This window comes from Streptomyces sp. NPDC058157 (assembly GCF_042884105.1).
GTDB lineage: Bacteria > Actinomycetota > Actinomycetes > Streptomycetales > Streptomycetaceae > Streptomyces.
In genome coordinates, this window is sequence record NZ_JBHVUQ010000015.1 from 24,276 (window position 1) to 46,241 (window position 21,966).

Consider the following 21,966-nt stretch of genomic DNA (forward strand, 5'->3'; position numbering starts at 1 on the left):
CCTCCGGGCGGAACCCCTAGCGCTTGCGCGAGAGGGTGAGGCCGTCCGAGACGGCCAGGAGGACGGAATCCATGCGGGTGTCCGCCTTGGCGTGGTCGTTGAACGCGCGGACGGCCGCGCCCCGGCTGCCGGGGGACCCGTCCAGGACCGTCCCGTGGAAGAGGGTGTTGTCCGTGACGATCAGCCCGCCCGGACGCAGCCGGGGCACCAGCTCCTCCCAGTAGAGGATCTGGTTCTCCTTGTCCGCGTCCACGTAGGCCAGGTCGATGTGCGGTTCGGCCGGCATGGCGCGCAGGGTGTCGAGGGCGGGGGCGATGCGCAGGTCGATGCGGTCCGCGACGCCGGCCGCCGCCCAGGCCTCGCGGCCGTACGCGGTCCACTCCTCCGACACGTCGCAGGCGATCAGCCGGCCGTCGGCCGGCAGGGCCTGGGCCATGGACAGGGCGGAGAAGCCGGTGAAGGTGCCGACCTCCACGATGTGCTTCGCGCCCGTCAGCCGGACGAGGAAGGCGAGCAGCGGGCCCTGCTCCTCCGCCGACTGCATGCCGGCGGATTCGGGGAACTTCTCCCAGGTGGTGGCGACCAGCCCCCGCTGGAACTCGTCCAGCGGGGGGTTGTGCGCGAGGACGTAGCGGTAGAGCTCATCCGTGATCTTGGTGCTGTTGCCCTTGGTCATGCGGCCAGTGTCGCAACCGCCCGCCCGAAGCAGCGGACGATCTCCTCACCGGCGAGTACACCGGCCTCGTGCAGGGCGGTCACCGTCGGCGCGGTCCAGTCCGCGTCGGCCAGTTCGCCGTGGCCCGGCCGCCAGGCGCGGTCGGCCGCCAGCAGCAGGTCGGCGTCGAGGAGGGAGTCACCGGCGGCGAGGGTGGCGGTGGCGCCCGTACGCCGGGCGACCTCGCGCATCGCGGCGCTCTTGGTCAGCGGGCGCGGGACGGCGTAGATCTTGCGGCCCTGGAGGGAGACGGTCCAGCCGCGCTCCTCGGCCCACCGGGTGAGGGCCTTGAGCCACTCGTCGGGGACCAGGGCCCGCTCGACGACGAGGTAGGCGAAGAGGTCCTCGGCGATGCGCGCCTTGCGCAGCCACTGCGGGTCGGCCACGGCCAGCAGGTGCCGGTGGACCTCCTCCAGCGGGGCGCACTCCTCGGCGAGCCGCCGGGCCACCGCGCGCCGCCAGTCCCGGTCGGGCTCGCCGTCCACCAGCAGCTGTCCGCCGTTGGCGCAGATCGCGTACGGGGCCGGGGGGCCGGGGAAGCGGATGCGCTGGTACTGCTTGCGCGTGCGGGTGGTGGTCGGGACGAAGACCGTCGCCGGGTCCGCGGCGAGCTCGGCCAGCAGCGCCGCCGCCGTCTCCGTCATGAAGGACAGCGGCTTGCCCTCGTGCACCTCGACGCACAGCAGCCGGGGGGCCTGCGGGTCGGGCATGGTCAGGCCGAGGGCGGCCGACGAGTAGATGAGCGTGCGGTCGAGGTCGCTGGCTACGAGGACGGGTCCCTGGCGGGTCACTTGGCTGGTCACTGGGCGGCCACTGCCTTTCCGTCGGCGCCGGTGGCGCCGCGCGTGAAGCGGGGGTGGATGAGTCCTACACAGGTGTACGGGAGGCCGTCGACCTCCTCGACCGGGACGCCGCGCTGCGTGGCGAGGAGGCGTACGTGGTCCAGGTCGGAGCCGGCGCCGCGCTGGGCCAGGATCTTCCACGGTACGCGGCGCAGCAGCACGCGGGTGGTCTCGCCGACGCCCGGCTTGACCAGGTTCACGTCGTGGATGCCGTACTCCTCGCTGATCCGCTCGACGGCCGCCCAGCCCACCCAGGTGGGGGTGCGGTCGGTGGCGAGGAGCTCCTTGACCTCGGCGTCGACGGCCTCGGCGACCTCGCCGAAGCGGGCGGCGACGGCGTCCACGAAGGCGGTGGAGACGTCGGCCCCGGCCAGCTCGCGGTAGAACTTGGCGCCGTGGAAGTCGTCCGGGCCGACCAGGTCGGAGCGCAGGACGGTGCGCGAGACCAGGCCGGAGACGGTGGAGTTCAGGCAGGCGGAGGGGATCAGGAAGTCCTCGCGGGTGCCGTACGTCTCGACGCAGGCACCGGGGTCGGCGAGGACGACGATCTCCGGGTTGAAGCCGGGGAAGCCGGCCAGGGCCTCGCGCAGCTCGCGGGTGATGGCGCCCTTGCCGGTCCAGCCGTCGACGAACACCACGTCGGCCGGGTCATGGTGGGCGGCGAGCCAGCGCAGGGCGTTGGCGTCGATGCCGCGTCCGCGCACGATGGAGACGGCGTAGTGCGGCAGGTCCAGGCCGTGCCGGGCGGCGGCCCAGCGGCGCATCAGCACGCCGACGGGGGTTCCGGCGCGGGCCAGGGAGACGAGCACCGGGGAGGGGGTGCGCTCGGCGAGGACGGTCTCGGTCACGGTGCCCACGGCGCGGGCGACGCGGGCCGCGGAGGCGGCCAGGGCGCCCTCGTACAGCTCCTGGTAGCGCGCGGACGGCTGGTACTCGACGGGCAGGGACTCGGCGTAGTGCGCGCCGCCTGCCTGGATGGCCTCCTCGCGCTCCTCGGTCGGGGCCTCCAGCTCGACGGCGGAGAGGTCCTGGAGCAGCCAGCCGACGTCCTCGGGGGCGTAGGAGGAGAAGGCCGGCCCGCGCAGGGGCTCCGGCAGGCGCGGCTCGGACACGGTCGACGGCTCCTGCCGGTGGGGGGTGTCGGGTATGCGGGACGCCGCGGCGGCGGCGGGGCCGGGCACGGTCGCGGCGGGCCCCGTCGCGGCGAGGGCGGTCGCGGCGGGGGTCGTCGTGGCGGTCGTGGCTTCTCCCGGCTGGGCGGTGGGGTGGCTCGGAGCGGTCGCGGCGGGGCCGCCCGGGGTGTACGAGGGGACGACGGCCAGCACGACGCGGCCGGTGTGCGGGGCCAGGGCGGCCAGCAGCCCGGTGTGCAGCTCGGGGGTGTCCCCGGCGGAGTCCACGACCGCGACGACCGCGTCGAAGCCGGCGCCCGCGACGTTGTAGGCGTAGCGGTCGCCGGGGCCGTCGGCGGGAGCGTCGTGGGCGGGGAAGACCAGGCGGGTGCGGATGGCGTAGCCGGGGTCGTCCACGGCGAGGACGGGCGAGCGGGTGGTCGAGGAGAACCGCACCTCGGCCGCCGCCCCGCGCTCCTCCAGGGCCGCCGCGAGGCGCAGCGGGACGTACATCAGCTCCTCGTTGCCGAGTACGAGGACCCGCCCGGGCCCCTCGCCCAGTGCGGCCGCCACCTGTCCGGCGAGGGCGGGCAGGGCCGTCTCCAGCGCCGCCCGGTGGCCGGGGGTGAACCCGTGCCGGCCCCCGTCGGGCACCCCGGCGGGCCATTCCAGGTCGACCCGCGCGTACGGGACGCCGGCGCGGCCGGGCCCGGCCGGACCCGCGGCGATCCCGGGAACGGAGCACCCGGCCCCGGCACGGGCGGCTCCCACGACCCCGGCGGCCCCGGCGGCCTCGGCGGCCTCGGGAACGGAGGCCTCCGCTCCGGCGGGCCCGGCCCCGGCTGCCCCGCCCGCGCCCCCGGTCTCGTACTCCTCCACCAGGGCCCGCCCCTTGGCCAGGACCCCCTCCGGGAGGGAGACCGTGCCCGAGGCCAGGGCGAGGAGGTCCACGCGGGCGCCCAGTTCGGCGGCGAAGGCGGTGAGCCGGTCGCGGTCGGCGGCGGAGCGCATGTCGACCAGGGCGACGACCACGTAGTGGCCGCGCGGGTGGCGGGCGTGCAGGTCGCGGATGGTGTTCAGGACGGTGTTGCCGGTGGAGAACTCGTCGTCGACGAGGACCAGCGGGCCGTCCCCCGCCAGCAGCTCCGGGTCCTCCGGCAGCAGCAGGTGCGAGGTGGCGTGCGAGTGCGCCTCCTCGAACCCGCCGGCGGCCCGCACCCCCGGCACCGGGCGGCGCGTGGAGTGCAGGTAGGGGGCCGCGCCCAGCCCGTCGGCGACGCAGTGGCCGAGCCCCGTCGCGGTCTCGGCGTAGCCGAGGACCACGGCGGAGGCGGCGCGGTCGCCGAGCAGGGCCCGGACCCGCTCCCCGAGCCCGTACCCGGCGGCGTACACGGTCGCGGGCGACTGCGGGACGTGCTTGCCGAGCACCTGCGAGACCAGCAGGTGGGCGCGCTTGGGGTTGCGCCGCAGGGCCAGCCCGAGGAGCTCCGCCAGGCCGCCCCCGTCTCCGTCGGCGCCCTCCAGGCGCACGCCGAGCCGCCGCGCGACCCAGGTTCCCGACCACACGGGGTCGATCGTCTTGCCCTTCATCGTCATCCTCGTCATCGGCGGTGGGCCGCTCACAGCTGGAGCCCGGCGGTCAGGAGGTCGACGAAGCCGACCTCCTCCTTCGCCACACCGAAGACCTCGGCGCGCAGCATGGTGCGCTCGGCCCAGGCCCGGTGGGGCTTCACCTCGTTCATCTTGTTCGTGTAGGTGGAACGCATCACTCCGCCGCCGTCCCGCTCGGGCCGCAGGATGTCCTGGGCGTCGCAGAACTCCTCGTGGGAGACGACCGACAGCGCGTGCACCGGGGTGACGTGCGCGGGGTGGATGCAGGTCTTGCCGAGCAGCCCGTTGGCCCGGTCGAGCTCGACCTCGCGCAGCAGTCCGTCCAGGTCGTGCTCGATCAGCGCGGTGCGCAGTTCCTCGACCCCCTCCTCCAGGAAGGGGCTGCGGCGCAGCTGCGGCTTGAAGAGGCGCTGCTGGCTGCGGAAGTACTCCCAGACGGGGCCGGTGACGGTGAAGCCGGTGCCGTCGGCGCGGCTGAGGACGTTGACCACGTCGGCGATGACCCCGGCCACGATCTGGACGTCGTACGCGGTCATGTCGGGGGTGCGGCGCAGTCCGTAGACGGAGCAGAAGTCGGTGACGCCCAGGCGCAGGGCCAGGACCCGCTCGCGGTGGCGGTTCACGGTGCGGGAGATGCCGGCGAGGGCCTGGACCCGGGTCTCCAGGTGGAGGAGGTCGGGGGTCTCCAGGACGGGCATGGCGTAGAGCCGGGCGAGGCCGCCGACGGCTTCGGCGTGGGCCACGGCGTCGAGGAAGGCCGTTCCACGGCTCTCGGTGAATTTGGGAAGCACGAATCCGGCCAGGTTCCGCGCGGACCGGCCGAGGCGGCGCACGAGGTCGGGTATCTGCTCGGGGGTGCGGACGCGGATGAACAGGAGGGGGAGTTCCCCGGCGGCGGGGCCTTCGGCCTCGAGCGCGGCGAACTGCCGGACGAGGTTCTCCTCGCCGTCGACCACGTCGGCGTCGCTGATGGAATCCTCCAGGCAGAGGACCATCGAGACGACGCCCCGGCCGGCCTGCTTGCGGATGTCGGCGGCCAGCCGCGGGCGGGTGGCCGGGCTGTAGAGGGTGGCCCCGAGCGCGGCGGCGAGGGTGCGGGCGGGGGAGGCCAGGGTGAACTCGGCGGGCTCCTGGTGGAAGAGGCCCTTACGGCTGGCGGGCGATATGTGCCCAAAGTGACGCATGCGCTTCCCCCGTACTGCCTCGGCGGCCCAACTGGCGTGGCCGGTAATAGTACGTACGAACGCGAGTCAAGAGTTCCTCAAGCACATGAAGTTCCGGTAACCCTCTCGCACAATGCCCAGCTACCCGGTCGGGGACAAGGCCCTACGGGGGGCCGCATTGTTCCCCACCCGTCCGGGAGGGCAGGATGACGGGCATGACGCACGCGATGCAGAAGGGCTCGAACATCCCGGTGGCCGCCACGGCGGTCCGGGCGGTGCTGCGCTGGACCACCGGGCCCGAGGTGCCGGACGTGGACGCCTCCGCGCTGCTCGTGGGGGCGGACGGGCGCGTGCGCTCGGACGAGGACTTCGTGTTCTACAACCAGCCCCGCCACCCCTCGGGGTCCGTCTGGCGCCTGGGCAAGAAGCAGATCGGGGACGGGGTCACCGACGCGGTGCAGGCGGACCTGCGGGCCGTGCCGCCGGTCGTGGACCGGGTCCTGGTCGTGGCCTCCGCCGAGGACGTGCCCTTCGAGCGGGTCCACGACCTGCGGATCCAGCTGTACGACGCCTCCCCCGGCGCCGCGCCGGAGCCGCTGGCCCACTTCGACGTGCGGCCGGAGACCGGGGCCGAGACGGCGCTGATCTGCGGCGAGCTGTACCGCCGGGGCGAGGGGTGGAAGTTCCGCGCGCTGGGCGAGGGCTACTCCGACGGCCTGGTGGGGCTCGCGACGGACCACGGGATCTCCGTCGACGAGAACGCCGCCGAGGCCGGTGAGGGCGCGCCCGCGCCCGCCGCCGGGGCCGGCGACGACCGGACCGCCGCCATGCGCCCGCCGGTGGCCGCCCCGGTCACCCAGGCCCCGCCTCCCGTCCAGCCCGCGTACGGCTACCCCCAGCAGGTGTCCCCGGTACCCGTGCCGGCTCCGGGCGGGGACCCCTCGTTCCGGCTGCCCGTGCAGGGCCCCCAGTTCATCCGCCGCTGAGGCCGCCGAGGCCGCCGGCGGGTATCCCGGGCGGGGCTCAGGCCTTGGTCTTGTAGCCCCGCCCCCACTGGAGCCCCCAGCCGTACAGCCGGTCCAGCTCGGCCTGGAACCCGTACACGAACTTCACCTCGCGGCGCACGACCAGCTCGCCCTTGACGTTCTGCAGGGAGACCACCGCGCAGGAGCGGGCCTGCGGGTGGCGCTCCTCCAGCGGGATCTCGATCCTCGGTCCGGCGGTCGGGTAGAGGGTCACCAGGGCATGGGTGCGGTCGAAGGCCGGGGTCTGGTCGTAGATGTAGACGAAGACCAGCAGCCGCTTGATCTCGTCGGCGTGGTCGAGGTTGACGTAGAGGGTCTCCCCGGAGGGGGAGCCGAACCGGTCGTCCCCGCTGAGCTTCACGTACGGCGGGTCGTTGAGGTCGCCGAGCAGGTTGCCCAGCGGCTGGACGGCGCCGCGGGTGCCGTCCGTCAGCTCGTACAGGCAGCCCATGTCGAGGTCGACGTTGACCATGCCCTGGGTGTGGGCCTGCACCATGTCGGGCTTGAACAGCTTGAACGGGTGGCGCAGGAGCTGCCCGCTCTGGCCTGAGCGGCCCCCTATGTCCGACGTGCGCATCCGCCAGGACAGGTTGACCCGGAGGTTGCCGTGGACGGCCTGCTGTTTGGTGAGCGAGACCGTCGGCTGCCGTTTGGTCAGCTCGATGGCGTTCGACGAGGCGTGGCCCGAGTCGAACCGCATCGCGCGGGCGCCCCTGATCCCGTCGAAGAACCCGTCGAAGAACCCCATGTGCCCCAACCCCCCTGGTCGGTCCGTGCGCGGACGAGCCGCGGATATGCCGCGGGGCGGCCACGCGGTCCCGTGGGATCCGCGCGGCCGCCCCGCCGAAGAAGAGACGGCTCCTCAAGGAGCGTTCCGCAATCAGGGCCGGGTCACACCCCGGCGCCGACCTCCGCGGGCTCCCCGTCGCCGCCCTCGGCCGCCAGCCGCTTGTTGCGGCGGACGGAGGACCAGAAGGACCAGGCGATCAGCACGACGCCGACGAGGCCGGTGACGACCTCGTTGATCTCGTACTGGATGGTGACGAGCAGGATCACGGCGAGGGCGCCGATGGCGTAGTGCGCGCCGTGCTCCAGGTAGACGTAGTCGTCCAGGGTGCCCTGGCGGACCAGGTAGACCGTGAGCGAGCGGACGTACATGGCGCCGATGCCGAGGCCCAGCGCCATGAGCACGATGTCGTTGGTGATGGCGAAGGCGCCGATGACGCCGTCGAAGGAGAAGGACGCGTCGAGGACCTCGAGGTAGAGGAACATGAAGAACGCGGCCTTGCCGGCCATCGCGACGGCCGAGACGGACTTGCCGCTCTTCTTGGCGGCTTCCTCCGCCTCGTGCTCGGCCTCCTCCTCTTCCTCCAGCCTGTTCTCGAAGTAGCCGGAGAGGCCGCCGACGATCATGTAGGTGATCAGGCCGAGGATGCCGGAGACGAGGACGGTCTGCGCCTTGTCCGCGGTGGCGCCGCCGTGCTGGTGGGCCTGGGTGGCGAAGGTCATCGAGGTGATCACCAGGACGATCAGCGCGATGCACGCGGACAGCATGTCGATCTTGCCGAGCTTGGCGAGCGGGCGCTCCAGCCAGGCGAGCCACTTGATGTCGCGGTCCTCGAAGATGAAGTCGAGGAAGATCATCAGCAGGAACATGCCGCCGAAGGCGGCGATGGACGGGTGGGCGTCCGTGACCAGCTGCTTGTACGTCTCCTTCTGGGTCATCGCGAGATCGACCGCGTCGATCGGACCGATCTTGGCGCTGATCGCGACGATCACGACGGGGAAGACCAGGCGCATGCCGAACACCGCGATGAGCACGCCGACCGTGAGGAAGATCTTCTGCCAGAAGGCATTCATCTTCTTCAGGATTCCGGCGTTGACCACCGCGTTGTCGAAGGACAGCGAGATTTCGAGGATCGACAGGATCGCCACGATCCCAAAAGCGGTCCACCCCCCGTAGAACACCGCTGCGACCAGACCGAGCGCAGTGACTGCGAACGACCAGCCGAAGGTTTTGAGAACCACTGGCACCCCATCGTCTTGTACGGCTTTACGAAACGTTGACCCCGAAGTCTAGAGCGATGCCCCGCAGGCCCGACGCGTACCCCTGTCCCACCGCCCGGAACTTCCATTCGCCCCCGTAGCGGTAGACCTCGCCGAAGATCATCGCGGTTTCGCTGGAGGCGTCCTCGGTGAGGTCGTAGCGGGCCAGTTCCTGGTCGTCCGCCATGTTCACCACACGGATGAAGGCGTTGCTGACCTGGCCGAAGCTCTGCCGGCGGCTGTCCGCCTCGTGGATGGAGACCGGGAAGACGATCTTGTCGACCTGGGCCGGGACCTTGGTGAGGTCCACGATGATCGACTCGTCGTCGCCCTCACCCTCGCCGGTGAGGTTGTCGCCGGTGTGTTCGACGGAGCCCTCGGGGCTCTTGAGGTTGTTGTAGAAGACGAAGTACTGGTCGCCGAGCACCCGGCCGTCGCGGCACAGCAGCGCGCTGGCGTCGAGGTCGAAGTCGGCCCCCGTGGTCGAGCGCGCGTCCCATCCGAGCCCGATCAGAACCCGGGTGAGGTTCGGTGCCTGCTTCGAGAGGGAGACGTTGCCCCCCTTGGCGAGTGTGACGCCCATGATGTGGTCCTCCCCGAACGACGTGGTGCGTGGTGATGGTGGCCCGGCCACCCGCCTCCATGGTGGCAAAGCCGGTCCGGCGCCGTACACAGAGGTGCACGGCGCCGGACGGACGAACTCGGTTCTGCTCAGGCTCAGACGTTGACGCCGAAGTCCTGCGCGATGCCGCGCAGGCCCGAGGCGTAGCCCTGGCCGATGGCACGGAACTTCCACTCCGCGCCGTTGCGGTACAGCTCGCCGAAGACCATGGCGGTCTCGGTGGAGGCGTCCTCGGAGAGGTCGTAGCGGGCGAGCTCGCTGTTGTCGGCCTGGTTCACCACGCGGATGTACGCGTTGCGGACCTGGCCGAAGCTCTGCTGGCGGCTCTCGGCCTCGTAGATGGAGACCGGGAAGACGATCTTGGCCACGTCGGCCGGGACGCCGGCGAGGTTGACCTTGATCGCCTCGTCGTCGCCCTCGCCCTCGCCGGTCAGGTTGTCACCGGTGTGCTCGACCGAGCCGTCCGGACTCTTCAGGTTGTTGAAGAACACGAAGTTCGAGTCGGTGGCGACCTTGCCCTGGTCGTTGGTCAGGATCGCGCTGGCGTCGAGGTCGAAGTCGACACCGGTGGTGGTGCGGGCGTCCCAGCCCAGACCGACGATGACCGCCGTCAGGTTGGGCGCGGCCTTGGTCAGCGAGACGTTGCCGCCCTTGCTGAGGCTGACTCCCACGAGTCCTCCATGTATGTGTGAGGGGCGGTGCCCCGCGTGCGTTGCTACCGGATCAACGGTTGGATCCTAGTGACGGGTTCCCGCCCGCAGGCGGTTTTCGTTCGATACCCGTCGGCGGGCCCTCAGAGGCTGTCGAGGGCCTTGATGTACTCGTTCAGGTCACGCGCGTCGGGCAGGCCGTTGACGACGGTCCAGCGCACGACGCCGTCCTTGTCGATGACGAAGGTGCCGCGGACCGCGCAGCCCTTCTCCTCGTCGAAGACGCCGTAGGCGCGGGAGGTCTCCCCGTGCGGCCAGAAGTCGGACAGCAGCGGGTACTCCAGGCCCTCCTGCTCGGCGAAGACGCGCAGGGTCGGCACGGAGTCGTTGGAGACGGCCAGGAGCTGGACGTCGTCGTTCTGGAAGCGGGGCAGCTGGTCGCGCAGCTCGCAGAGCTCACCGGTGCACACGCCGGTGAAGGCGAACGGGTAGAAGAGCAGCACGACGGCCTTCTCCCCCCGGAAGTCGGAGAGCCGCACGGTGGCGCCGTGGTTGTCCTTGAGCTCGAAGTCCGGGGCCTTCTGTCCGACCTCGATCGCCATCTCTCGCATCCCTTCGTTCCTGCCGTCCCGCACGGGGCCGTTCGGGTGAGACCCACCCTAAGGGTGGCCGCCCCGGATCGGGCCGCCGGCGGGGCCGTGGCGCGCGCGGCGGACCGGAAGGGCCCGCGAGGTGCACGGCAGGAGCCCGGACGGAGCCCCGGCGGAGCCCGGAAACGCGCACACCCCGCCGTCCCCGGGGTGATCCGGGTCGGCGGGGTGTGCGTCCGCTCGGCTGCGGGGCGCGGCTTACTTCTTGGACTTGGCGGCCTTCGGCGTCACCAGCTTGGTGGAGGTCCACTCCTTGCCGACGGGCAGGCCCTTCGCCAGCGAGAGGCCCGCGGTCTCGGCGGCCTCGCTGATGTCGCTGGCCTCCACGTAGCCGTCACGGCCCGTCTTGGGGGTCAGCAGCAGGATCAGTGCGCCGTCCTCGACCATCTCGGTCGCATCGACCAGGGCGTCCGTCAGGTCGCCGTCCTCGTCGCGGAACCACAGCAGCACGGCGTCGGCGACGTCGTCGTAGTCCTCGTCGGCGAGCTCACTGACGAGTGCCTCGACGGTGTCACGGAATTCCTGATCGACGTCCTCGTCGTAGCCGATCTCCTGGACCACCTGTTCGGACTGGAAACCCAGCCGGGCGGCCAGGCTCTCCGCGTGGTCCGCGGTCGCGCTCACGGGGTGCCTCCTGCTCATGTTCGGTGAATGTCTTTCGGCGGCGCGCGTACGCGCAGCATTGGGCGTAGTCCACACGGGCGCGGCGGATCGCGCAAGTACCCGGCCGCCGAGACCGTCGAAACGGTGACGATTACGGCCGTCTCGCCGCAACTTTGCCGTACGTTTCAGGGTTCCCGGCAGGACCACCGGTGATTCATCCCACACCATTCCGGCCCATTCGGCATCGCATGAGGACTTTCCTACCTGTTCGAGGGACGAACGGCCTCACGAACCCGTTGATCGCCGTGGGCGTAAGGTTGCGATTTGGCCCCGCCGCGCCCCGGAACGGCGGGCCCGCCCGGCGCTCCTTCCCCGCTCCAGGTGTTACCCAGTGGTAGAGGTGAAGATTCCGGCTGGGCGTAAGACCATGGGAGGCGGCGACCCAAGGCACGACTCCCCTGACAGCGAAGGAACAGCGTGGCTTCCGCATCCGATCGCAATCCGATCATCATTGGCGGCCTGCCGAGCCAGGTCCCGGACTTCGACCCGGAGGAGACCAGGGAGTGGCTCGACTCCCTGGACGCGGCCGTCGACGAGCGGGGCCGCGAGCGCGCCCGCTACCTGATGCTGCGACTGATCGAGCGGGCCCGCGAGAGGCGCGTGGCCGTCCCCGAGATGCGCTCCACGGACTACGTCAACACCATCGCCACGAAGGACGAGCCCTTCTTCCCCGGCAACGAGGAGATCGAGCGCAAGGTCCTCAACGCCACCCGCTGGAACGCGGCCGTCATGGTCTCGCGCGCCCAGCGCCCCGGTATCGGCGTCGGCGGCCACATCGCGACCTTCGCCTCCTCCGCCTCGCTCTACGACGTGGGCTTCAACCACTTCTTCCGGGGCAAGGACGAGGGCGACGGCGGCGACCAGATCTTCTTCCAGGGCCACGCCTCCCCCGGCATCTACGCCCGCGCCTACCTCCTGGACCGGCTCACCGAGCAGCAGCTCGACGCGTTCCGCCAGGAGAAGTCGAAGGCCCCGTACGGCCTGTCGAGCTACCCGCACCCGCGGCTGATGCCGGACTTCTGGGAGTTCCCGACCGTCTCGATGGGCCTCGGCCCGCTCGGCGCGATCTACCAGGCCCGGATGAACCGGTACATGGAGGCGCGCGGGATCGCCGACACCTCCAAGTCACACGTGTGGGCGTACCTCGGCGACGGCGAGATGGACGAGCCGGAGTCGCTCGGCCAGCTGTCGCTCGCCGCCCGCGAGGGCCTGGACAACCTGACCTTCGTCGTCAACTGCAACCTCCAGCGCCTCGACGGCCCGGTGCGCGGCAACGGCAAGATCATCCAGGAGCTGGAGTCGATCTTCCGCGGCGCCGGCTGGAACGTCATCAAGCTGATCTGGGACCGCTCCTGGGACCCGCTGCTGGCCCAGGACCGCGACGGCATCCTGGTCAACAAGATGAACTCCACCCCGGACGGGCAGTTCCAGACGTACGCCACCGAGTCGGGCGCGTACATCCGCGAGCACTTCTTCGGCGGGGACCAGCGGCTGCGCGCGATGGTCGAGAACATGACCGACCGGCAGATCCAGCACCTGGGCCGCGGCGGCCACGACCACAAGAAGGTCTACGCGGCCTACGCGGCGGCCAAGGCCCACAAGGGCCAGCCGACGGTCATCCTGGCGCAGACGGTCAAGGGCTGGACCCTCGGCCCGAACTTCGAGGGCCGCAACGCCACGCACCAGATGAAGAAGCTGACGGTCGACGACCTCAAGCGCTTCCGCGACCGCCTGCACATCCCGATCACCGACGCGCAGCTGGAGAACGGCGCCCCGCCGTACTACCACCCGGGCCGCAACTCGCCCGAGATCCAGTACATGCACGACCAGCGCAGCACGCACGGCGGTTATGTGCCCACCCGCGTGGTGCGCGCCAAGCCCCTGGTGCTGCCGGACGACAAGGCGTACGCGGCGGCCAAGAAGGGCTCGGGCCACCAGTCGATCGCCACCACGATGGCCTTCGTCCGCGTCCTGAAGGACCTGATGAGGGACAAGGAGATCGGCAAGCGCTTCGTGCTGATCGCGCCCGACGAGTACCGCACCTTCGGTATGGACGCCTTCTTCCCGAGCGCCAAGATCTACAACCCGATGGGGCAGCAGTACGAGGCGGTCGACCGCGACCTGCTCCTGGCGTACAAGGAGTCCCCGACCGGCCAGATGCTGCACGACGGCATCTCGGAGGCCGGCTGCACGGCCTCGCTGATCGCCGCCGGTTCGGCGTACGCGACGCACGGCGAGCCGCTGATCCCGGTCTACGTCTTCTACTCGATGTTCGGTTTCCAGCGCACGGGTGACCAGTTCTGGCAGATGGCCGACCAGCTGGCGCGCGGTTTCGTCCTGGGCGCGACCGCCGGCCGGACCACCCTGACGGGTGAGGGCCTGCAGCACGCCGACGGTCACTCCCAGCTGCTGGCGTCGACCAACCCGGGCTGCGTGGCGTACGACCCGGCCTACGGCTACGAGATCGCGCACATCGTCAAGGACGGCCTGCGGCGCATGTACGGCCCGACCGAGACGAACGAGCCCGGCGAGGACGTCTTCTACTACCTGACGGTCTACAACGAGCCGATCCAGCACCCGGCCGAGCCGGCGGACGTCGACGTGGACGGCATCCTCAAGGGCATCCACCGGATCTCGCGGGGCACCTCGGGCGCCGTCGGGGCCCAGATCATGGCCTCGGGCGTGGCGGTGCCGTGGGCACTGGAGGCGCAGCGGATCCTCGCCGAGGAGTGGAACGTCCGGGCGGACGTCTGGTCGGCGACCTCCTGGAACGAGCTGCGCCGCGAGGCCGTCGCGGTGGAGGAGCACAACCTGCTCCACCCGGAGGAGGAGCAGCGCGTCCCGTACGTGACCCGGAAGCTGTCGGGTGCGGAGGGGCCGTTCGTGGCGGTGTCGGACTGGATGCGCGCGGTGCCGGACCAGATCTCGCGCTGGGTCCCGGGTACGTACACCTCGCTGGGCGCGGACGGGTTCGGCTTCGCCGACACCCGCGGCGCGGCGCGGCGCTTCTTCCACATCGACGCGCAGTCGGTGGTGCTGGCGACGCTGACCGAGCTGGCCCGTGAGGGGAAGATCGACCGTTCGGCCCTGAAGCAGGCCATCGACCGCTACCAGCTGCTGGACGTCGCGGCCGCCGACCCGGGTGCGGCGGGCGGGGACGCGTAGCCGCTGCGGGAACCGCCGGAGGGGTCACTCTTCCGAGGGGGCGTTGGGACACCTGTCCCAGCGCCCCCGTCCTTTCTCCCTACGATGACCGGTATGAAGAAACCCTCCCGCCAGGCGCGGTGGGAGCGCCGTACTCAGGTCCCCCTGCTGGTGCTCGCCGTGGCCTTCGCCGTCGCCTACGCCGTGCCGATCGTCGCTCCGGACGCGGGCGAGGGGGTGCACCGGGCCTGCACCCACGCGGAGTGGGTGGTGTGGGCGGCCTTCGCGGTGGACTACGTGGTGCGGCTGGGGCTGTCGGGGAACCGGAAGGTCTTCGTGCGGACGCACTGGCTGGACCTGGCCGCGGTGGTGCTGCCCCTGGTGCAACCGCTGCGGCTGCTGCGGCTGGTGGCCACCCTGATGCTGGTGGGGCGGCGGGCGCGGATGGCTCCGCAGATCCGGCTGACCACGTACGTGGCGGGAGCGGTGGTCGGGCTGCTGATGTTCGGTTCACTCGCCGTGCTGAGCGTGGAACGGGACGCGCCCAACGGGAACATCAAGAACCTGGGCGACGCGGTGTGGTGGTCCTTCACCACCATGACCACCGTCGGGTACGGGGACCACTCCCCCACCACCGGGCTGGGCCGGGTCCTGGCGGTGGGGCTGATGCTGTCGGGGATCGCCCTGCTCGGTGTGGTGACCGCCAACATCGCCGCCTGGTTCATCGCCCGGTTCGAGCGCGACGACCAGGTGGAGCGGCTCCAGCTGGCGGCCGTCCGGGAGCTCCAGGAGGAGGTGCGGGCGCTGCGGGCCGAGGTCGCGCGGCTGGGCCACGGATCCCGGTGCGCGATGCCCGCCCAGGCCGCCCAGGGCCCCGAGCCGGCCGCCGGCCAGGCGGGGCCTACCGCTCCCACACCTTGAACGCCCTGACCTGGTAGGGGGACTGGGGCAGCCAGACCCCGTCGCCGGGGTAGGTCTGGAACTCCCCGGTCTCCTGGCACTCGGCCGACTGGTAGGTGGTCACCGGGCGCCCGGTGCGGTTGGCCAGGGCCTGGAAGCCGGCCTTGGCGGGCAGGGCGGGCAGGGTGGTGCAGCTGTTGATGTCGAGGGTGCTCAGGTCGTAGGTCTGCCGGGTGCCCTTGAAGTCGGGTTTCGCCCACAGGCACAGCTCCCCCGTGGCACAGGGCGGGGAGGCGGCGTGCGCTCCGGTGGCGGTGGACGGGACGAGGGCGCAGGCGGCCAGGAGGGCGGCGGCGAGGGTGGTGACGCGTGCGGTGCTCCACGTACGCATGACGGGGTCAACTCCTTGTGGACGTACAGGCCCCGGACGTTTTCCGAAGGCTCCGTGGCACCACGCTGACCTGCGAAGACGTGCGAGCGGAAGGGGCTGCGGGCGGGTCCACCCTGATAGGCGACAGCCCCGCCGCACGGCTGCGGCGGGGCTGTGGCGGGCGCGGTGTTGACGCGGCCGTAACGGCGGGCGGTGCGGCTCAGATGTGGGCCGCGCCCGCTCCGGCCCCGGCGTTCGCGCCGCGCTTGGTGAAGCAGGCGACGACGGCGGCGAGGACCGCGACCACTCCGGCGCAGGTGAAGGCCGTGCTCATGCCGGACACGAAGGTCTCGTGGGCCACGGAGGTGATGGTCTGGGCGACCGGCTCGGGCACCCCGGGCGGGACGGGGGCGATGCCGACCTGGACGCCCTTCTCGGCGAGTTCCAGCTGCTCGGGGGTGAGCGGGGGCAGGCTCGCCCGCTGCCAGTTGTCCCCGAACGTGTCATTGACCTCGGCCGCCATGACCGCTCCGAGGACGGCCGTGCCGAGGCTGCCGCCCACCTGCATGGCCGCCTGCTGGAGGCCGCCGGCGACGCCGGAGAGCTCCAGCGGGGCGTTGCCGACGATGACCTCGGTGGCGCCCACCATGACGGGGGCGAGGCCCAGGCCCAGGAGGGCGAACCAGAGGGACATGGTGAGGGTGCCGGTGTCCGGGGTCAGGCGGGACATCCCGAAGCAGGCGACGGCCGTGGCCACCATGCCGGCGACGAGCGGGACGCGCGGGCCGACCTTGGTGATGGCGGCGCCGGCCAGCGGCGAGCCGACGATCATCATGCCGGTGAGCGGCAGCAGGCGCAGGCCGCTGTCGACCGGCCTCAGCCCGTGCACGTTCTGCAGGTAGAAGGTGACGAAGAACAGCCCGCCCATGAAGGCGAAGGCCATCAGCACCATCAGCACGGTGCCCGCGGACAGCGCGGGCGAGCGGAAGATGCCGAGCGGGATCAGCGGCTCGGCGACCCGGGTCTCCCAGATGGCGAAGAGGACGAAGCAGACCAGGGAGCCGAGGAGGAAGAGGACCGTCTTCAGGTCGCCCCAGCCCCACTCGGCGGCCTTGATCAGTGCCCAGATCAGGGAGAACATCGCGGCCGACAGCAGCACGATGCCCGGCAGGTCGAAGGAGCGCGGGGCGTTCTCCGCACGGTGGTCGAGCAGGATGACCAGCCCGAAGACCAGCGCGATGATGCCGACGGGCACGTTGATGAAGAAGACGGACTGCCAGCTGACGTGCTCCACGAGCAGACCGCCGACGATGGGCCCGGCGGCGGTCGAGGCGCCGATGACCATGCCCCAGATGCCGATGGCCATGTTGAGCTTCTCGGCGGGGAAGGTGGCGCGCAGCAGGCCGAGGGCGGCCGGCATCAGCAGGGCGCCGAAGAGGCCCTGCGCGACGCGGAAGCCGATCACGAGCCCGACCCCGGTGGACAGGCCGATCACCGCCGAGGAGAGCCCGAAGCCGGCGATGCCTATGAGGAAGGTCTGGCGGTGCCCGAAGCGGTCGCCGAGCTTGCCGGCGGTGATCAGGGAGACCGCGAGGGCCAGCAGGTAGCCGTTGGTGATCCACTGCACCTCGGCCAGGCTGGCGCCGAGGTCCTTCTGGATCGCGGGGTTGGCGACGGCGACGATCGTGCCGTCGAGGGTGACCATCATGACGCCGATCGCCACGGCGAACAGCGTGAGCCACGGGTGCCCGCGCAGCCCGGCGCGGACCGGTGACGGACTCGATTCCTTGGCGAGGGTGATCTGACCAGTCATACCGAGAAGGTTAGTGACAGCGACTGACAGTTCACAAACGGCTTAACGCGGCAGTAGCTGTCAGCTCCGTCACAGGTACCCTGACCGCTCACTCAGCGTCAGATGCAGCAGCAGAGAGGACCCCGCGGTGATGACCGACGAGCGGCCGGCCCGGGCGGCCGGACTGCGCGAGCGCAAGAAGCGGCGCACCCGGGACGCGCTGCTGCGCGCGGCGCTGCTCCTGTTCATCTCGCAGGGCTACGAGCACACGACCGTCGACGAGATCACCGAGACCGTCGAGGTCTCCCAGCGCACCTTCTTCCGCTACTTCGCGAACAAGGAGGAGGTCGCCTTCGCCGTCCAGGACCTCGTCGAGTCGCACTTCGTCGCCGCCCTGGCCGCCCGCCCGGCCGGCGAGCCCCCGCTGCGGGCCATGCGGGCCGCCGTGCTCGCCGCCTGGGACACCCTCGACGAGGCCCTCTCCGAGGTGGTCCCCGTCGACCTGTACATGCAGGCCTACCGGCTGATCGAGTCCACGCCGGCCCTGCTCGCCGTCCACCTGCGCCGCTCCACGGAGCTGGAGGAGCGGATCGCGCGGCTGGTCGCCGAACGCGAGGGGCTCGACCTCGACGCCGACCCCCGGCCGCGGATCGCCGTCGCCGCGTTCTGCGGGGTGATGCGGGTCACCGGGCGGCTCTGGGGGCAGGGCCAGGACGTCAGCGTGACCGCGATCCGGCGGATGACGGAGGCCTACCTCGACCAGATCGGCCCCGCCCTGGCCGAGGACTGGCGCGGCGGAACCTCCGGGGCGGGGAGCGGGGGTCCGGAGCATCCGTCGGCGAGTTCCGGCCACCCCGCCGACGACCCCAACAGCCCCTCTCGCGACGGAGCGTGACCGTGTGGGGCGAGGGGTCCCCCGGTCGGCCGTGAGACCCGTCACCCCTGGCACCACTGGCTCCAGAGGTCTCCTAGTCTGGCTCCAGTGAACCTGCCCGGCCGCCCCGCCCACCCCGTCGCCGACGCCCCCGTGCGCCCGGCCGTCCTGCGCATGCTCCTCGCGCTGGGCGTCGTCTTCCTCATGCTGGCGACCACCGGCTGGACCGCCGTGCACCGCCCGGACACCACCGTTCCGGCGCGGGCCGCCGCACTCACCGCCTGGGCCGCCGCGCGGATCGACGGCCGGCCGGTGCCCGCCGCCGACGCCCCCGTACGGACGGTCGCCCGGTTCTTCGCCGGCCTCGACGCCGCCCAGCGGACCCACCTCGCCGACGGCTACCCGCTCGTGGTCGGCAGCCTCGACGGGGTGCCCGCAGCCACCCGCTACCGGGCCAACCACAACGCGCTCACCCAGGCCGCGCGGCTGGAGGAGGCCCGGGGCGCGGACGTCGCCCTCACCCCGGCCGACCGCGCCAACGCCATACGCCGGGCGCACCGCTTCGAGTCCCTCGCCGAGGACGGCCGGCAGATCCTCCTCTTCGACCCCACCGGCGACGGCCTGGTCGCCGAGGTCTACGGCGACCTCGACACGGCCCGCCGGGTCTCGGTGATCGTCCCCGGGGTGGACACCGACGCCCTCACCTTCGAACGCAGCCAGCGCCGGCTGACCGCCCCCGCCGGCATGGGGCAGTCCCTGTACGAGGCCGAGCGCGCGGCCGCGCCCGCGGCCCGTACGGCCGTCATCGCCTGGGCCGGCTACGTCGCCCCCGCCGGGGTCGGGGTGGACGCCGCGACCGGCCGGCTCGCCGTGCAGGGCGCCGTACGGCTGGACTCCCTCGCCGCGGCCCTGCCCGGGGACGCGAGCGTGGCCCTGTTCTGCCACAGCTACGGCTCGGTGGTGTGCGGGGTCGCCGCCCGCTCCCTGCCGCGGCGGGTGACCGACGTGGTGGTGGCGGGCAGCCCCGGCATGCGCGTCGGGAACGCCGCGGAGCTGCACACCTCCGCCCGGGTGTGGGCCACGCGGGCGGAGGGCGACTGGATCGCCGACGTGCCGCACCTGGAGGTGGGCGGCGTGGGCCACGGCGCGGACCCGGTGTCGCCCGCGTTCGGCGCCCGGCTGCTCTCGGCCGAGGGGGCCCACAGCCACACCGGCTATTTCGAGCCAGGCACCGCCTCGTTGGAGAACTTCGCCAAGATCGGAACCGGCGGTTTCGGTTCCGTCGCGTGCGCGAACGGCACCACCGACTGCCGGGGTGGAATTTCCGGCACGGACGGTAACTGACGGCGGTTGATCCACCGCAGACCCGTAGCAAGTCGAAAAAAACGGCCCGGATGACGAGGGGGACGCGCGGGGTCGCGTCCCTTTACCATGTGCCGCATGGGTGACGTACTGGCCGGAAATCATGCCGTCTGGGAGTTCGACGCCGACTCGGACTCGGTGCTCATCCGCTTCGCACGGGGGATGCGGACTCCAAGACTCTGGCACGCGCTGGGCGAGCGCCGGATCCCCCTCGAAGCGCTGACCGGGGTGACGGTGGGCACCGTCGCGCCCGGAGTCGGGCGCCGCGAGACCGTGGTGCTGCGCGCCGTACCGCGGCCCGGGGCCGATCCGCTGATGGAGGCTGCCGCCGGGCAGCTCAAGGAGTCCTGCGATCCGTACCGGCTCGTGCTGCCGGGCGACCGGGCGGACCAGGCCGCGGCCTTCGCGGAGGCGCTGCGCGAGCGGCTGGGCCCGGAGGGTGCGCAGGCCGCTCCGGCGGAACGGTTCCTCGTCGCGGTCCCGCAGCCGCCGCTCCAGCTGAAGGCGTACGACGCGCGGGTCGGGTTCGACGGCTCGGCGGTGACGTTGCAGTGGTCGCGGACGGGCGCGAGCAGCGCGAAGTGGCGGGCCGGGGACCAGCGGTACGCGCTGGCCGCGCTCGCCGGGGTGGAGTGGGTCTCCCCCGACCGCCCGGGGGGCGGCTACCTGCGGCTGGTGCCGCGGGAGGCCGCCGAGGCCGCTGCGGCCCCCGACCACGACCTCGCGGCGGCGGTGTTCGGCGTGGGGTACGGGGCGGTGCACGAGTCGCTGCCGTTCGCGGCCGCCGTGCTCGCCGCACTGCGGGAGCGGGCGCCGGTCGGGGCCGTACCGCGGGCCCGGGTGTCGGGGGAGCGGCTGCGGCACCTGAGCGAGCTGCACAGCACGGGGCTGCTGACGGACGCGGAGTACGAAACCCTCCGCGCCCGCTTCACGGCCGGGGCCTGACCCCCGCGGGGGTCCGGCTACGCCTCCCGGGCGGCCGACGTGAAGGTCATGTCCGGGTAGCGGGCGCCCGCGACCCGGGACGCGATCGGTTCCAGCAGGGCCAGCTCGGCCGCCGTGAGGGTGACCCGCGTCGCCGCCGTGTTCTCCGCGAGCCGCCCCGGCTTGCGGGTGCCCGGGATCGGTACGACCGTCAGCCCGTGCACCGACGCCCGCTGCTGCACCCACGCCAGCGCCACCTGCGCCGGCGTGACCCCGTGCGCGGCGGCGATCTCCCGGACCGGGGCCAGCAGGGCCGCGTTGGCCCGCGCGTTCTCCCCCGTGAAGCGGGGCTGGCTGCGCCGGAAGTCACCGGCCGGCAGCTCGGCCCCCGCGTCCGCGAAGGCCCCCGTCAGGAACCCGCGCCCGAGCGGCGAGTACGGCACGAAGGCCACCCCCAGCTCCGCCGCCGCCCCGACCGCGCTGCGCTCCACGTCCCGGCTGAACAGGGACCACTCCGACTGCAGGGCCGCGATCGGGTGCACCGCGTGCGCCTCGCGCAGCTCGGCTCCCGTGACCTCGCTGAGCCCCAGGTGACGCACCTTGCCCTCCTGCACCAGCTCGGCCATCGCGCCCACCGACTCGGCGAACGGCACGGCCGGGTCGCGCCGGTGCATGTAGTAGAGGTCGATGACGTCCACGCCGAGCCGCCGCAGGCTCCCCTCGACGGCCTGCCGGACGTAGGCCCGGTCGTTGCGGACCCCGCGGTGGGCCGGGTCGTCGCTGCGCTCGATGGCGAACTTCGTCGCCAGGGTGATCTCGTCCCGGTGGGCGGCCACGAAGGGCGCCAGGAACTCCTCGTTCGCACCGCGCCCGTAGACGTCCGCCGTGTCGAAGAGGGTGACCCCGGCGGCCAGCGCCGCATCCAGGGTCGCGCGGGCCGCCGTCTCGTCGGTGTCCCCGTAGAACTCGCTCATGCCCATGCAGCCGAGGCCCTGGATCCCGACGACCGGGCCCCCCTTGCCCAGCTCGGCGCGTGCGATGGTGGTCTGCTCCGTCATGACTGTGCCTTCCCCGTACCCGCGTACATCGCGATCTTGAAGTCCAGGACGTCCAGCGCGTCCGTCAGCTCCGCGACCCGCGCCAGCACCTCCCGGCGCGTGCGCTCCAGCAGCGCCCGGCGCTCGTCGACCGTGTGGTCCCCCTCGCGGACGAGTTCGGCGTACCGGACCATGTCCGCCACCGACATCCCGGTGGCCCGCAGCTTGCCCACGAAGGCCAGCCAGTGGAGGTCCTTGTCGCTGAACCGCCGCTGCCCCGAATGGGAACGGTCCACGTGCGGCATCAGGCCGATCCGCTCGTACCAGCGCAGCGTGTGCTGGGTCAGACCGGTCCGGGCCTCGACCTCGCTGATCGTGTACCGCGTCTCCGTCAGGTTCATGACCTCTACGCTAAAACCCTTGAGTGCGCTCCAGGCAAGTGTGCCCAGTAGGCTCGGGCGCAT

20 protein-coding genes are annotated in these 21,966 nt (G+C 72.1%); 6 read left to right on the forward strand and 14 right to left on the reverse strand.

The genetic code is table 11. The annotated features are described in order from the left end of the window. Nucleotides 1-16: 16 nt before the first annotated feature. The 4 genes from ACFVXK_RS06180 to ACFVXK_RS06195 are packed head-to-tail and all read right to left on the reverse strand — an operon-like array spanning nucleotide 17 to nucleotide 5,464. Complete coding sequence (locus ACFVXK_RS06180) at nucleotides 17-676, reverse strand: O-methyltransferase (RefSeq protein WP_389610341.1); 660 nt, start codon at nucleotides 674-676, stop codon at nucleotides 17-19. Then, on the reverse strand, nucleotides 673-1,518 hold the full coding sequence (locus ACFVXK_RS06185; protein WP_389610342.1) for an HAD family hydrolase: 846 nt from the start codon (nucleotides 1,516-1,518) through the stop codon (nucleotides 673-675). Before ACFVXK_RS06185 ends, ACFVXK_RS06180 begins: the two co-directional genes overlap by 4 nt. Continuing rightward, entirely contained in the window at nucleotides 1,515-4,259 is a 2,745-nt protein-coding gene (locus ACFVXK_RS06190) for a phosphoribosyltransferase (protein ID WP_389610343.1), read from the reverse strand. Before ACFVXK_RS06190 ends, ACFVXK_RS06185 begins: the two co-directional genes overlap by 4 nt. Before the next feature lie 29 nt (nucleotides 4,260-4,288). After that, nucleotides 4,289-5,464 carry an HpcH/HpaI aldolase/citrate lyase family protein gene (locus tag ACFVXK_RS06195; protein WP_389610344.1) on the reverse strand — a complete coding sequence of 392 codons (1,176 nt, stop codon included), beginning with the start codon at nucleotides 5,462-5,464 and terminating at the stop codon, nucleotides 4,289-4,291. Between the two features lie 194 nt (nucleotides 5,465-5,658). Between ACFVXK_RS06195 and ACFVXK_RS06200 the strand changes: the two genes are divergently transcribed. Then, complete coding sequence (locus ACFVXK_RS06200) at nucleotides 5,659-6,429, forward strand: TerD family protein (protein ID WP_389610345.1); 771 nt, start codon at nucleotides 5,659-5,661, stop codon at nucleotides 6,427-6,429. A gap of 37 nt (nucleotides 6,430-6,466) precedes the next feature. Here the strand turns inward: ACFVXK_RS06200 and ACFVXK_RS06205 are convergent, their stop codons facing one another. The 6 genes from ACFVXK_RS06205 to ACFVXK_RS06230 all read right to left on the reverse strand — a co-directional run bounded on the left by ACFVXK_RS06205 (nucleotide 6,467) and on the right by ACFVXK_RS06230 (nucleotide 11,060). Then, complete coding sequence (locus ACFVXK_RS06205) at nucleotides 6,467-7,216, reverse strand: Tellurium resistance (RefSeq protein WP_389610346.1); 750 nt, start codon at nucleotides 7,214-7,216, stop codon at nucleotides 6,467-6,469. 143 nt (nucleotides 7,217-7,359) lie between these two features. Then, a complete protein-coding gene (locus ACFVXK_RS06210; RefSeq protein WP_389610347.1) occupies nucleotides 7,360-8,496 on the reverse strand; it encodes a DUF475 domain-containing protein in 1,137 nt (378 codons plus the stop codon). 25 nt (nucleotides 8,497-8,521) lie between these two features. After that, nucleotides 8,522-9,097: a TerD family protein gene (locus tag ACFVXK_RS06215; RefSeq protein ID WP_079431701.1), complete on the reverse strand. Its 576-nt coding sequence runs from the start codon at nucleotides 9,095-9,097 to the stop codon at nucleotides 8,522-8,524. A 134-nt stretch (nucleotides 9,098-9,231) separates the two neighbouring features. Next, nucleotides 9,232-9,807, reverse strand: a complete 576-nt coding sequence (locus tag ACFVXK_RS06220; RefSeq protein ID WP_042816748.1) for a TerD family protein — start codon at nucleotides 9,805-9,807, stop codon at nucleotides 9,232-9,234. Between the two features lie 122 nt (nucleotides 9,808-9,929). Then, nucleotides 9,930-10,388 (reverse strand): peroxiredoxin, encoded by a 459-nt coding sequence (locus ACFVXK_RS06225; RefSeq protein WP_344156794.1) that lies wholly within the window; start codon nucleotides 10,386-10,388, stop codon nucleotides 9,930-9,932. A 246-nt stretch (nucleotides 10,389-10,634) separates the two neighbouring features. Further along, nucleotides 10,635-11,060, reverse strand: a complete 426-nt coding sequence (locus ACFVXK_RS06230) for a DUF3052 domain-containing protein (RefSeq protein WP_389610348.1) — start codon at nucleotides 11,058-11,060, stop codon at nucleotides 10,635-10,637. 456 nt (nucleotides 11,061-11,516) lie between these two features. Between ACFVXK_RS06230 and aceE the strand changes: the two genes are divergently transcribed. Both aceE and ACFVXK_RS06240 read left to right on the forward strand, forming a co-directional pair. After that, a complete protein-coding gene (gene aceE, locus ACFVXK_RS06235; protein WP_389610349.1) occupies nucleotides 11,517-14,264 on the forward strand; it encodes a pyruvate dehydrogenase (acetyl-transferring), homodimeric type in 2,748 nt (915 codons plus the stop codon). Between the two features lie 93 nt (nucleotides 14,265-14,357). Next, a complete protein-coding gene (locus ACFVXK_RS06240) occupies nucleotides 14,358-15,164 on the forward strand; it encodes an ion channel (RefSeq protein ID WP_389610350.1) in 807 nt (268 codons plus the stop codon). Here ACFVXK_RS06240 and ACFVXK_RS06245 read toward each other — a convergent pair. Continuing rightward, nucleotides 15,145-15,534 (reverse strand): peptidase inhibitor family I36 protein, encoded by a 390-nt coding sequence (locus ACFVXK_RS06245; RefSeq protein WP_389610351.1) that lies wholly within the window; start codon nucleotides 15,532-15,534, stop codon nucleotides 15,145-15,147. The two genes, ACFVXK_RS06240 and ACFVXK_RS06245, sit on opposite strands and share 20 nt — an antisense overlap. Nucleotides 15,535-15,733: 199 nt before the next feature. Further along, complete coding sequence (locus tag ACFVXK_RS06250; protein ID WP_389610352.1) at nucleotides 15,734-17,326, reverse strand: MFS transporter; 1,593 nt, start codon at nucleotides 17,324-17,326, stop codon at nucleotides 15,734-15,736. 130 nt (nucleotides 17,327-17,456) lie between these two features. On the opposite strand from ACFVXK_RS06250, the gene ACFVXK_RS06255 reads away from it, so the two are divergent. From ACFVXK_RS06255 to ACFVXK_RS06265, 3 genes are all read left to right on the forward strand, one after another. After that, a complete protein-coding gene (locus ACFVXK_RS06255; protein ID WP_389610353.1) occupies nucleotides 17,457-18,200 on the forward strand; it encodes a TetR family transcriptional regulator in 744 nt (247 codons plus the stop codon). Between the two features lie 153 nt (nucleotides 18,201-18,353). Further along, nucleotides 18,354-19,523 (forward strand): alpha/beta hydrolase, encoded by a 1,170-nt coding sequence (locus ACFVXK_RS06260; protein WP_389610375.1) that lies wholly within the window; start codon nucleotides 18,354-18,356, stop codon nucleotides 19,521-19,523. Nucleotides 19,524-19,619: 96 nt separating this feature from the next. Then, entirely contained in the window at nucleotides 19,620-20,486 is an 867-nt protein-coding gene (locus tag ACFVXK_RS06265) for a DUF4429 domain-containing protein (protein ID WP_389610354.1), read from the forward strand. Between the two features lie 17 nt (nucleotides 20,487-20,503). Here the strand turns inward: ACFVXK_RS06265 and ACFVXK_RS06270 are convergent, their stop codons facing one another. Beyond that, complete coding sequence (locus ACFVXK_RS06270) at nucleotides 20,504-21,523, reverse strand: aldo/keto reductase (RefSeq protein ID WP_389610355.1); 1,020 nt, start codon at nucleotides 21,521-21,523, stop codon at nucleotides 20,504-20,506. Then, a complete protein-coding gene (locus tag ACFVXK_RS06275) occupies nucleotides 21,520-21,903 on the reverse strand; it encodes a MerR family transcriptional regulator (RefSeq protein WP_389610356.1) in 384 nt (127 codons plus the stop codon). The genes ACFVXK_RS06270 and ACFVXK_RS06275 overlap by 4 nt, the downstream gene beginning before the upstream one ends. Nucleotides 21,904-21,966: the final 63 nt, after the last annotated feature.